This is a genomic window from Staphylococcus sp. GDY8P85P (assembly GCF_017892405.1).
Taxonomy (GTDB): Bacteria; Bacillota; Bacilli; order Staphylococcales; family Staphylococcaceae; genus Staphylococcus; species Staphylococcus borealis.
The window spans coordinates 1-13,504 of record NZ_JAESLA010000027.1; the positions used below are offsets into that span (position 1 = coordinate 1).

The following is a 13,504-nucleotide window of genomic DNA, read 5'->3' on the forward strand; positions in this document are numbered from 1 at the left end:
GAACTCATTTACTGGCTATTTTGCTAGGAATTATGTCCCAGCATCATTTTGCTTGGAATTTTGTCACAGCCTCTTTTGTAATCCTTATCGTGATACACTGGTAATGAAGGAAGTAGTGGGGGATTATGATTTAAAGGAGTGACGAAGATGGAGGAACGTCTTTATAACTTGTTGGAATTGCTAGTTAGTTACAATACGGAGAGTCCACCGGGACGTAATACCGACCCATTACAAGATGAGATAGAAACATTATTAACACGTTATGGCTTTAGCATTCAACGAGAACAACTGTATAAGAATGATAGTATTATTGTAGCAGAGGACCCTGAAGCACCGAAACTCATATTAAATGGACATGTTGATGTAGCGTCAGTCGATGATGATTCGAACTGGCAGTATCCGCCTTTTCAATTAACTGAAAATGAGGGCTGGTTATATGGACGTGGTGTCAGTGATATGAAAGGTGGCATGGCATCGTTATTCTATGTACTTGAACAGTTACATCAAGAAGGACGCCAACCGAAAGGCGATATCATTGTACAGTCTGTCGTAGGCGAAGAAGTTGGCGAAGCAGGTACAAAGCGTGCCTGTGAAATTGGCCCTAAAGCTGATTTAGCACTTGTGTTAGATACCAGTGAGAATATGGCACTTGGTCAAGGTGGCGTAATTACAGGATGGATTACGATTAAGAGTAAGAACACCATTCATGACGGTGCACGTAGTCAGACCATACATGCAGGTGGTGGGTTATTTGGTGCGAGTGCCATTGAAAAAATGGCTAAGATTATTCGTGCATTAAATGAATTAGAACAACATTGGTCAGTGATGAAACATAGTCCAGGAATGCCACCAGGTGCAAATACGATAAACCCAGCTGTCATTGAAGGTGGACGCCATCCTGCATTTATTGCAGATGAATGTCGCTTATGGATTACAGTACATTATTTACCAAATGAACGTTATGAAGACGTTGTCGCAGAAATAGAAGATTACTTGAATCGTGTGGCTGAAGCGGATATTTGGCTACGTGAGAACCCATTACAATTTGAATGGGGCGGCGAATCAATGATTGAAGACAAAGGTGAAATCTTCCCAAGCTTCACAATACCTACAGAACATCCTGGATTTAAACAATTACAATCAGCACATCATCATGTTCATGGCACAGACTTAAAACATGGTATGAGTACGACAGTAACGGATGGTGGTTGGACTGCGCACTTTGGTATTCCTACGATTTTATATGGACCTGGTAGTCTAGAAGAAGCACATAGCGTAGATGAGAAGATTGAAGCATCAGAACTTCAAACTTACAGCGATGTGTTATATCATTTCTTAAATCATTGGTACGATCATCCAGAGAAGTAAACAATATAAAAAAGGCAATAGTCATGTGCGACCATTGCCTTTTTAGCTATTTCAAAGATTATTTTTTTAATGAACGACGAATTCGGTTCATCCAATTTGCACGACGTTTCGATACGACGGGCATGCCTGAAGGTTGAGCTGAACGTTTTTTAAGTTCTTGGCCATATTTAATCGCTTCTTGCATTAAATAAACTTGTGAATTTAATGGTGACAAGTTATTTTCTACATAATGGTAATGACCATGTTCGTCTTGGAAACGTCCTTTTTGGTTATCAGATAATTGTAAATCCATAAAGTCAACTAAACGTTTACCAATCTCTTTATCTTCAACTGGGAATAGGATTTCTACACGTTTAATCATATTACGTGTCATTACGTCAGCTGATGATAAGTAAATACGTTCATCGCCATTATTATGGAAGTAATAAATACGAGAGTGTTCTAATAATCGACCAACGATACTTACAACTTCAATGTTCTCACTAATGCCTGGGATACCAGGTTTTAGGCAACAAATACCACGAATAATGAGTTGAATCTTTACACCGGCTTGTGATGCTTCGAATAATTTTTCGATGATTGTTTTGTCTGTTAATGAGTTCATTTTCATCATAATTTTACCCTTACCATGTTGAAGGTGACTGCTAATCTCTTTGTCGATTCGGTCGATAAAGACGTCACGAATATCAAACGGTGCAACGATTAATTTATTGTATTCTGGTTTGACAGAGTAACCACTTAAATAATTGAAGAAGTTAATTGCATCTTCTGCAATTTGTTTATTTGTAGTGATAATACCCATATCTGTATATAATTTCGCAGTTTTGTCATTATAGTTACCTGTACCCAAGTGAACGAATGACGTTAATTCGCCACCGACACGCTTAACTACTAATGCAATTTTACTATGTGTTTTCAGGTGTGTCATACCGTATATCACGTGACACCCTGCGTCTTCTAGCATACGTGCCCAATGGACATTGTTTTCTTCATCGAAGCGTGCTTTCAATTCCACAAGTACAGTTACTTGTTTTCCTTTTTCTGCGGCTTCTTTCAAACTCTTAATGATAGGTGAGTCTTTACTTACACGATACAATGTTTGTTTAATTGCAATCGTATTAGGGTCATCTGCCGCTTCACGGATAAAATCAACGATCGGTTCGAAAGATTCGTACGGATGGTGGAAGAAGATGTCACGTTTCAATGCAAGTTCGTATAAATTGTTATTTCCTAGTGAACGTGGAATTTGTGGTGAATATTTCTCGTAAGTGAGATAGTTTAATTTATGAGATAAATGATCCACTAAACCAAAGATAAATGTTAAATCAAGTGGTCCATTAAGGAAATAAACATCTTGATGATCCACTTCTAATGTCTCGATAAGCCAATCAAGATCATCTGGATTAGCGGTACGACCATCAACTTCTAGACGTACTGCTGAACCACTTTTACGTTCTTTAAGGAAACGTTCAATTTCGATAAGTAAGTCTTCTGCGCCATCTTCATGAATCGTTAAATCAGCATTTCTTGTAATTCTGAAAGTAAATGTATTTAAGACTTCATAACCAGTAAATAAATAATTGATAAAGTAAGTAATTACGTCCTCAACCATCACAACATACTGTTTAGCACCTTCATTGTAAGTTAGAAATCTTGGAATAAGTGATGGTATTTGAACGATGGCTGAATTGATGGCATCTTCAGTGTCAATATCAACGAAGATGTTTAAACTTTTATTATTAAGTTTAGGAAACGGATGGTAAGCATCTATGCCGAGTGGTGTTAAGGTTGGCAAGATAGTTAATTTGAAATCTCTTTCTAATTTATCTAATATTGGTTCAGATAATTCGTGTGGTTCACACATCACAATTTCGTAATCTCGAAGTTCAGTCATTAATTCATTGTAGCGTTCATATTGCTTATCTACATATTTTTTAGCTTTTTCTTGGATAGCATCAACTTGTTCTTGTGGTGTCATTTGTGCTTTGTTTTCCGGTTTATCATATCCCATTTTAACTTGGTCTTTTAAACCAGCAACACGAACCATGAAGAATTCATCTAAGTTTGAACTAAAAATAGATATAAAGTTTAATTTTTCAAGTAGCGGGTTGTTTTTATCATATGCTTCTTGAAGTACACGATAGTTGAAATCAAGCCAACTTAATTCGCGATTGTTATAGTATTGCGGTAAGCTAATATCATTTTCTCCCAATTGAGTTTGCATTCCAAATACACCTCGTCATTTCCTCAAATATGCGTTGTTCTTTTCAATTAGTAAATAAAAGGCATAACATCCTAACTTTAAGATAGCATACTTGTTTTAAGATTTTGTAAAGATGATAGAAACATTTCCTTTAAGTATCTTTTCGATATGTTTTTTCTGTCTATTTGCTTGATATTCTTCGGCAATAGGCTCGCCTTCTGTATAAAATACAGTTAATTGATAGTCGTCGTCGCCTTTTTTCTTTTTCTTCAATTCGACATCGACAACAAAGCTTGTTTGTGAAATGTTTAATGCGTTAATGAATTTAATAATGCCACCTAATGTTTGGATTGAATCTATTTCTTTATTGCTGAACCAATCCGTTTCTTGGCAATAGAATTTCAATAGTGATTTATTTTTAAAGCTGGCAAGTAACGCCAATTTAACTCGGTCTTTATGTGTATAGCCGTTTATCATTGAGTTTGCAATGATGTAATACGTGTGTGGAGAACTTGAATCTGAATCGATGAAACTACCAAGATAGTATATATAAGCGCCTTCTTCAAAGAGACGTTGCTCATTATCGCTAATATCTAAATCTGCGATATCAATGAGTTGTGATAATAACGATTTAGCTAGTTTGAGACGCGCTTGTGAACTAACATCTTCAATCTTGTATTCACGTGCTAAGAAATGGATAGACTCTTTACGGACGTTATGTTTATCAAAGACGTCAGGGTAGCGTTCACGAACTTGTTTCATGACATAGCCTTCACGTAGACCATTTCTTGAGAATGTAAACTGCTTTGCGTCTACAATTTTATATAATGTTTTGAATACGGATACCGCTGGAAGGATAATATCTGCACGATCACGACTTAAACCATCAAGGTTGGTTAAATCATCACGATCGTTTTTACGAATGATATCAAAGACTTCATCGATATCTTTATTCGTCATTGTGTAGTTGTGGACACCGCCAATAGGATATGAATGCTCGGCTTGATGAATACGCGCAACATTTCGAGCGGAACCACCAACACCCACAAGTGCAACCTTTTGATCTTTAAGCCATTCTAACGATTCAAATTGTTGTGATAAGAATTTCTCCATATCTTTAATAGCACCTTTGTCATTGTGGGCTTTGTCATTGAAGAATTTTCTTTTGAGTGTCACGACACCGAAAGGGAAGCTGTGGGATTCAAAAAGTTCTTTATCTTTAAATAATGTTACTTCAGTCGAACCACCGCCGATATCAACGGATACACCATTTTCGATTTCCGTCGTATGTGTGATTGCATAGTAACCGTAGTAGGCTTCGTCCGATTCAGGTACGATTTTAATATCGATGCCTACTTCCTTTTTAACTTCCTTGACGATTTCGTCATTGTTTTTAGACTGACGAATTGCTGCTGTAGCAATCGGATGTAACGCGGTTACATTGAATTTATCTGACACAGATTTGAAACTGTGTAGTGCATCAATGAGTACTTTTATGCCGTCTTTACTCATCTTATTATCTTTAGTGAGATATTGGCTTAGACGTGCAGGGGTCTTAATGTTGAGCAATTCATTAATGCCTGTCGCTTTATTAAAGTTGAAAATAACTAATCTGATTGTGTTGGATCCAATATCTACTAAACCTATTCGTTCTTCCATCGTGTCCTCCTAAATGCCTAAAATAATGTTAATAATGAATACACTTCTATACCTTTATTTTACCGTAATATCACGCTTTGAAAAAGAGAGAGTGACATAATTATTGGTAATAAGTAAGAATTTTTGTAAGGGATTACAAAAAACCTTCTCAATAAATGAGAAGGTTTTTACAAAGATTTGCGTTTCAATTATCACGATGCATTGCGAATTAGTGTGGAATTTTGACAGGACCACCTGGTCCAAGCGGGATGCCAAGAAGGTACCACGCAATGACGAATAAGGTCCACACAATACCTAATGCGAAGGTGTATGGCATTAAACTCGAAAGTAGGGAACCTAGTTTCATATTTTTATCATACTTTTGCGCATAAGATAGCACCAGTGGCATATAAGGCATCATTGGTGTAATAGGGTTTGTAATAGAATCACCGACACGATAAATCATTTGTGTAAACGCCGGATGATAACCGAGTAGAATCATCATTGGTACAAAGATTGGCGCAAGAATACCCCATTTAGCGGATGCGCTTCCAATAATTAAGTTAATTAAACTACTCAATATGATAATGCCGATGATGAGCACAATACCATTTTGATGTTGTAATAATTTAGCGCCATAGACAGACACAATAATCCCTAGATTACTCCATTGTAAAAAGGCGAGTAATTGAGCGGCAAAGAAGACGATTAAAATAAATGATCCCATAGAACCAAGTGAGTCACTAATCATGCTACCTAAATCTTTGGAGTTCTGAATTTGTTTACTTAAAATCCCGTAAACAATCCCAGGAATTAAGAAAATAACGAGGATGACTAAGCCCACACCATTAATTAATGGAGAATCATCAATAAGACTTCCAGTTTTTGCGTTTCTTAACCAACTACTTTCTGGTAAGCAACAAATGATTAACGCTACGATGAGTATTACGAAAGACATGTTTGCCCAGAACAATGCTTTTTTCTCTGTTGGCGTAATATGTGATGATGTTTCCTCATCTTCATCGTAATCTGCTTGACTCGCATCATAGTCGCCCAAACGTGGAATAACAACCTTTGTTGTGGTGAAATAAATCACAGGAAGTACCAAGATCACGCTCGCTGCAATAAAGTACCAGTTCATTGCAACATTAATCTTGACACTATCTGAAACAATCTTCGTTGCAGGTTCTGTAAATGCATAAACCAGTGCATCTTGCATACCAATTAAGAAGTTGGCACCAAATCCACCTAGTGATGAGGCATAGGCCATTGCAAGACCAGCGATGGGATGATAGCCAATCTTAATAAAAATCATTGCAGCAAGTGGTGGCAAGATGACTGTTGCTGCATCTCCAGCTAAGCTACCTAATATACCAATTAAAATAATGGTTGGTACAATGATGCGTTTTGATGCGCGATTCACAACTGAAATCATTAATTTATCAAAGTAACCTGATTTCTCAGCAGCACCGACACCAATCATTACAGCTAATACAAGACCAAGTGCAGGGAACTCTGAGAAGTTCTTAATGGCATCATTCATAATCATGGCGATACCTTCAGTACTCAGAATACTCTTTATATGTATGGTATCTCCATTTCCTGGATGCTTAACCGATACATCAAACAGAGAAACGATCCAAGTAATAACGGCTAAACCAATACACATTAAGAAAAAGAGCATGGCAGGGTCTGGTAATTTGTTACCAGCTTTTTCTACGCCATTAAGTAATTTATTAACGATAGATGTTTTTTCATTTGTTTTAGTGGTCATAAAATGGCCCCCTTTGTTCGTTAACACAAAGTATAACAAAATGTTTTTTAAAATATAGCAATTTTCAGAAATTTAAATATAAGAATTGGTTATGTATAAGATAAGTACAATAATATTAGCTTATGTATATAGAACTAAATCATGTTTGTAAGAGTAAGCGGTATCATTTCCGGAATAGGGTTTGAGCGCATTTGAAGTGTGGAAAATATATATTGAATAGATACATTTAGTTTCATTAATAAGATTGGAAAAATAGGAGTGAAGGCCTTTATGAAACGTTTAGAAAATAAAATTGCAGTGATTACAGGTGCAAGTACAGGTATAGGGCAAGCATCAGCAAAAGCATTAGCTAATGAAGGTGCTCATGTATTAGCGCTGGATATTTCAGATGAATTAGAAAAGACTGTTGAAGCAATCAATAACAATGGTGGCAAAGCGACTGCGTATAAAGTAGATATTTCAGATGATCAACAAGTTCAAGATTTTGCGGATAAAGCTAAAGCGACATATGGACGTGTAGATATTATCTTTAATAACGCAGGTGTGGATAATGGTGCAGGTCGTATACATGAATATCCTGTAGAAGTGTTCGACAAAATCATGGCAGTGGATATGCGAGGGACATTCTTAGTAACTAAATTCTTACTACCATTAATGATGGATGAAGGTGGTTCAATTATTAATACGGCATCATTCTCTGGCCAAGCTGCAGACTTATACCGTTCAGGTTACAATGCGGCTAAAGGGGCAGTGATTAACTTTACTAAATCGATTGCGATTGAATACGGTCGTGAAAATATTCGTGCAAATGCCATTGCACCAGGTACTATTGAGACACCATTAGTGGATAATCTAGCAGGAACGTCTGAAGATGAAGCGGGTAAAACATTCCGCGATAATCAGAAATGGGTCACTCCACTTGGTCGTTTAGGTAAACCTGAAGAAGTAGGTAAACTCGTGGCTTTCCTAGCATCTGATGATAGTTCATTTATTACAGGTGAAACGGTTCGAATTGATGGCGGTGTTATGGCTTATACTTGGCCTGGAGAAATGCTAAGTGATGATAGCTGGAAGCACTCAGTAGAATAGAAAAACATCATATTATATAAAAAAGTCGTTCTATTTATTTAGAACGACTTTTTAATTCGTTAGTTATTTTAGAAAAATGACATACTATTTCATTCGCAAATTACCATTTTATTCTGTTATAAGCATCATCGTTAAGTGAACGAACGATTTCAGTTACTAGGCGAACTGAATTTTCATAATCATCTGTGTGTAATACAGAAACATTTGAATGCATGTAACGTAGCGCTACACCGATGGAAATGGTAGGAATACCCTCATTCGCTACATGGATACTACCAGCATCGGTACCGCCGCCAGCAGTGGTATCCCATTGCACAGTAATGTAATGTCTCTTCGCTACTTCTTTAATATGCTGACGTAAGCCTTGGTGGGCAACATTTGATGCGTCCATTAAAATAACGACAGGGCCATTACCTAAAGTCGTATCACTACCAAGTTGATTCATACCCGGTGTATCATAGGCCACTGCAACATCTACAGCAATAGCAAGATCAGGTTTGATTTTATTGGCAGCTACTTTAGCACCGCGTAAGCCCACTTCTTCCTGTACGGTTGCGCCTGCATATAAATCAATGCCGATATGTTCATCTTTGAGACGTTTTAATACGTCGACAGCGAGTGCACAACCATAACGATTGTCAAAGGCTTTAGCCGTTAAATATTTACCATTCGCAAGTTGCTCAAATTCACTGTATGGTGTAATCATGTTGCCCACTTCGATACCATGATTTTCAGCGTCTTCTTTACTTCTCACGCCAATATCTATAAACATGTCTTTAATTTGGATTGGTTTCTTATGTTCTTCAGGATCTAAGACATGTGGTGATTTTGAACCTATAAGACCACGAATCTCAGTACCATCATCGGTTGTAATAGTTACTTTTTGAGATAACATGACTTGATTCCACCAACCACCAATCGGTTGAAATTTAATAAATCCATTATTATCGATTTTGGTTACAATAAAGCCGATTTCATCTAAGTGACCAGCTACCATAAGTGACTTTGTACCATTGTCGCTCGCTTTTTTACCAAAGATGCCACCTAAGCCATCTTCAACAATTTCATCGCTCACTGGCTCTAAATAGGATTTCATCTTTGCTTTAACATTGTGTTCATAACCAGCAATGCGTTAACATCGGTCAAAGATTTTAATAATTCGATTGATTCTTTCATATGCACACACTTCCTCACGTCATTAGTTACTCATATTGTAGCATGTCGGCATTTGATTTTCTGAAAAAAGTGTTTCTAATACGAATTATCTGGTAATGATATACATAATAAGATAAAGTAAATGCTATAATTTATTTGAAAATGACATAGTGGGAAGTAGATGAGTATGATGAAAAAGTGCTTTATGTTAATGATATTATTAGTGTTAAGTGTCAGTGTATTAGGAGCATGTAGTAAAGAGCGTTCTAAGACATATGAAGGGGACATGGATGGTAAGCATGTGTTAACTACATTGTCTTATAAAAAGAATAAAGTAGTTAAACAATCAACAGTAACGACATTGAAATATAATGATTTCGGTATGTCTAAGAAAGAAGCTAAGAAGATGTTTCAAGATCACCGTCAAATGAAAGATTTAAAAGGTGTATCTTATAATCTAAAGCATAATCATGAAAAATGGGTTGAAACCATTGATATTAACTATAAAAAAGCAGATATCAAAGCAGTCAAAAATCATTTTTCTTTAATGTCAACGTCTAAAAATGACAAAAAAGTCAATATGGAAGGCACTGTTAGAGAATTGAAAAAACTGGGCTTTAAACAAAAAAGTAATATGACAGATGAATAATGAAAAAGATGTCGGGACACCTCACATAATGCTGTGTCTCGACATCTTTTTATTTGAATATTAACTTATTAATTTCAGTTTGTAATCGACTATGTCTTCAATTGAACCATCTAAACGTTTAATTACAATGTGATCACTCGTAATGTCATTTGGACTTTTAACACCGACGGCAGCGGCAATGTTAAATAAGCCTTCATGTAAACTTGTGATATAGTTTGTCACACGATATTGCTTCTCATTGACAATTAACGCTTTCTCTTTCTTAGGATCTGTTGTTGCAACGCCGACAGGACATGTGTTCAAGTGACATTGTTGACTCATAATACAGCCAACACTAATCATCATACCGCGAGCGATATTAACTAAATCAGCACCTAATCCTAAGGCAATTGCTACTTTATCTGGTGTAATTAACTTACCTGAGGCAAAGATTTTCATTTTATCTCTGATTTGGTGGCGTTCTAACATTCCAGATACGATTGGCAGCGCGGTAAATAATGGAAGACCGACACCATCTTGTAATTCTTGGAACGTAGCACCGGTACCACCTTCACCACCATCAATGGTGATAAAGTCAGGATAAATATTCATTTTAACCATTGTTTGTACGAGTGACTCAATTTCTTCCACTTTACTTACAACGATTTTAAAGCCTACAGGTTTCTGACCTAATTGGCGAAGTTTATCAACAAATTGTAATAAATCTTCAGGTGAGTCAATAAAGTCGAAGCGGTTCGGTGAATTGATCGTTTTATACGGTTCGATATTTCTAATTTTGGCAATTTCTTCTGTAACTTTATTGCCTTCCATATGACCACCACGTGTTTTCGCACCTTGCGCCAGTTTAATTTCAAAGGCTTTAACTTCTTTGTGATGTGCTGTTTTTAGAAATTGTTCGTCACTAAAATTACCATCTTTATCACGAACACCGAATAGACCAGGCCCAATTTGAAAGATGAGGTCGCCACCACCTTTAAGGTGATATTCTGACAAGCCACCTTCACCGGTATTCATCCACGTGCCTGCACGAGCTAAGCCTTGTGATAATGCAGTGATTGCACGACCACCTAATGCACCATAACTCATGCCTGATTGACCAACCAGTCGTTTTACTTTAAAAGGATGTTCCAAATCATCGCCTAGAACGATGGCATTATCGTCCGTTAAGTAGTACGGATCAATGTCTGTTTGATCACGATGTTCATCACGTTTGAATAATCGCTCGCTATCTACTTTATAGACAAATGTTGAAATCATAGCGTGATTATCAATTTGTAATTCATGACGTTGTAATGGGAACATGGTGTTACGTATGTAAAATCCATCTTGATATGCGCGTTGTGACCCGAAACTAGACATTCGAGAATTGTATTTACCGGCTAGAACGATATTAGTATACTGAATTCTTGAAAATGGTTTCCCCTCTGTATCATTCGCAAACAAATATTGGCGTAATTCCGGGCCAATCTTCTCTGCGAAGTAACGTACACGTCCTAGAACAGGATAATTACGTAAGACACTGTGTTGATCTTGTCCTTTATCTTTAAATAACAACACAAGTACCAAGCCGATTATTGAAAGTATGACAATAAATATCATTACGTTCACAATAAACTGCATTACTGTAAGTATAGAAATCACTATTATTTCTCCCCCTTTAAACCTTCTACAATTTAAATCATACACCAATGTAAATCTTTTACAATTTAAAATAAGAAGAAATTTACGATTTTTTAAAATTATTAATATGTTAGGTTAACAAATGGTATATGACATAGATGTATTTCGATGATAAAGTATGACTTACAAGATGTATGAGGTGACCTATGGAGAAAAGAAAAAAGGCAATCACGCATGAGGTTTCTACAAATCAATGGGGAAGTTCTCAAATAGTGAAGAAAGATTTCTTATTGATTCCTATTTACATCATGCTCCAGATTTTAGTACCAATCATTATTGTGTTTGGCGTTTTAGGTGTCTATGCAATGATAACGCAAGATCCACCGCCACTTTATTTATATAATGTAACGTTAAGTATCAGTTTTGTCATTGCTCAATTTGTCGTTATCGTTTCATTTTTTGCGTTACATAAATATGATATTGCTGATGTCGCATTGAGACAGTATCGTATAGCTAAACGTCATTACATACCGTTAATTATTACAGTTACGCTATTTGCACTACTACTGTTTTATGCGATTAACGTTGTAGCGCAGTATCTACCAAAGCCTATTGGTTATGATATAACACAGGCGCAACTTCGTTTAGAAGGCTTATTTAATCATCCGAGTGCAATTGTATTTACCTTTATTACTATGGTTGTGTTACAACCGTTGATTCAAGAATTAATTTATCGACATTTAATGATTCATGAACTTGGGAAAAGGCTAAATGTTAGTGTCGTCATTGTGTTGAGTATAGTGATTGAAGTAGGCGTACAGGTCTATGACTTTATATCCGTTATGGAAGTCATACCTTATTTCATATTATCAGTAGGGGCGATCGTTATATATCTGAGAACTGGCAAGAATTTAGCAGCATCATATCTGTATCATAGCTCTGTACAATTCATCTTATTTATTATTACAATAATAGAAAGATTATTTTAAATATTGAGCATGATTAAACATACATCGTTAAAAAAGATAAGGAGAGACATATGACTTTTGAAAATGAACATGCGCAAGAAGCATCAAAGCAAGCGCCATTCAAAAATGAATTTGCATCGAAACGAATTGTGAAACGTGATTTTTGGCTAATACCAGGATATTTAATCATTAATATTGTACTGCCGTTGATATTAACGATAGTTACAATGATCATGATTATGGCGATTACAGGGCAGACATCCGAAGCGCCAATGATGAAGCAAGTGATGGGAATTAATCAAATCTTTGTTTTATTAGGGCAGTGCCTCTTATTACTATTGTTTTATTTAATGCATCGTAAGTCGCTCATCCCATTAGCAATTCAGCGCTTTAAAGATTTGAGAAAACATATCGTACTAATCGTTGTTGTACTCATTGCGATGTATTTGGCGCAATATATATATGGTAACTTGATAGAATTATTACCTGAGAAATATCAGTTTAGTAATACTGAAAACAACAAACAAATCGAAGAACTCTTCAAGACAAAATGGATTTGGCCCGTATTGTTCCTAGATATTGTTATCGTAACGCCAATTGTTGAAGAATTGCTCTTTAGACATTTAATTATTCATGAACTTGGTAAGAAATTAACATACGGCGCAATGTACGTTGTTTCAGTCGTGTTATTTGCTAGTTTACACGTGTTAAGTGCATCATCTCCATTTGAAATTGGTCCATATCTTATTATGGCAATTGGATTTGTGATTGCATACCACTATAGTGGACGGAATTTAGCAATGACGATTACGTTACATATGATTAACAACTTAGTATCGTATGTGACTATCATTATTCCGCTGATTTGGTAAATGATGCATTAAATTAGAAGTAAGATACAGTGTTTCAAGAAATGTCAACTTGAAGACACTTATCTTACTTCTTTTTTTGTTATTATAGATATAAATAATGCTCATGGGAGTGGGACAGAATTCTTTTGAATTCGTCGTAACCCCAGCTCGCTTTGCTTGTAGAATTTC

General features: G+C 36.1%; 9 protein-coding genes and 1 pseudogene. 5 read left to right on the forward strand and 5 right to left on the reverse strand.

All coding sequences use genetic code 11. From position 1 onward, the window contains the following. Window positions 1–147: 147 nt before the first annotated feature. The gene (locus tag KA828_RS06740) at window positions 148–1,368 is read left to right on the forward strand and encodes an acetylornithine deacetylase (protein WP_210125842.1); all 1,221 of its coding nucleotides are present in this window, start codon (window positions 148–150) and stop codon (window positions 1,366–1,368) included. A 58-nt stretch (window positions 1,369–1,426) separates the two neighbouring features. Here KA828_RS06740 and KA828_RS06745 read toward each other — a convergent pair whose 3' ends face one another. From KA828_RS06745 to KA828_RS06755, 3 genes are all read right to left on the reverse strand, one after another. Further along, window positions 1,427–3,592 carry an RNA degradosome polyphosphate kinase gene (locus tag KA828_RS06745; RefSeq protein ID WP_210125844.1) on the reverse strand — a complete coding sequence of 722 codons (2,166 nt, stop codon included), beginning with the start codon at window positions 3,590–3,592 and terminating at the stop codon, window positions 1,427–1,429. Between the two features lie 96 nt (window positions 3,593–3,688). Then, the gene (ppx, locus tag KA828_RS06750) at window positions 3,689–5,230 is read right to left on the reverse strand and encodes an exopolyphosphatase (protein ID WP_075108123.1); all 1,542 of its coding nucleotides are present in this window, start codon (window positions 5,228–5,230) and stop codon (window positions 3,689–3,691) included. A gap of 208 nt (window positions 5,231–5,438) precedes the next feature. Beyond that, window positions 5,439–6,983, reverse strand: coding sequence for an AbgT family transporter (locus KA828_RS06755; protein WP_075108122.1), 1,545 nt, complete (start codon window positions 6,981–6,983; stop codon window positions 5,439–5,441). 270 nt (window positions 6,984–7,253) lie between these two features. On the opposite strand from KA828_RS06755, the gene KA828_RS06760 reads away from it, so the two are divergent. Beyond that, window positions 7,254–8,072, forward strand: coding sequence for an SDR family oxidoreductase (locus KA828_RS06760; protein WP_210125846.1), 819 nt, complete (start codon window positions 7,254–7,256; stop codon window positions 8,070–8,072). A gap of 100 nt (window positions 8,073–8,172) precedes the next feature. Here KA828_RS06760 and KA828_RS06765 read toward each other — a convergent pair. Beyond that, window positions 8,173–9,248: pseudogene (locus KA828_RS06765) on the reverse strand (M42 family metallopeptidase). 160 nt (window positions 9,249–9,408) lie between these two features. On the opposite strand from KA828_RS06765, the gene KA828_RS06770 reads away from it, so the two are divergent. Beyond that, the gene (locus KA828_RS06770) at window positions 9,409–9,876 is read left to right on the forward strand and encodes a YehR family lipoprotein (protein ID WP_228480672.1); all 468 of its coding nucleotides are present in this window, start codon (window positions 9,409–9,411) and stop codon (window positions 9,874–9,876) included. Between the two features lie 60 nt (window positions 9,877–9,936). On the opposite strand, the gene KA828_RS06775 is transcribed toward KA828_RS06770, so the two are convergent. Beyond that, on the reverse strand, window positions 9,937–11,514 hold the full coding sequence (locus tag KA828_RS06775; RefSeq protein WP_210125909.1) for an FMN-binding glutamate synthase family protein: 1,578 nt from the start codon (window positions 11,512–11,514) through the stop codon (window positions 9,937–9,939). A 188-nt stretch (window positions 11,515–11,702) separates the two neighbouring features. On the opposite strand from KA828_RS06775, the gene lnsB reads away from it, so the two are divergent. Continuing rightward, complete coding sequence (gene lnsB, locus KA828_RS06780; RefSeq protein ID WP_210125848.1) at window positions 11,703–12,485, forward strand: CPBP family lipoprotein N-acylation protein LnsB; 783 nt, start codon at window positions 11,703–11,705, stop codon at window positions 12,483–12,485. 50 nt (window positions 12,486–12,535) lie between these two features. Further along, on the forward strand, window positions 12,536–13,336 hold the full coding sequence (locus KA828_RS06785; RefSeq protein WP_193838981.1) for a CPBP family intramembrane glutamic endopeptidase: 801 nt from the start codon (window positions 12,536–12,538) through the stop codon (window positions 13,334–13,336). Window positions 13,337–13,504 lie beyond the last annotated feature (168 nt).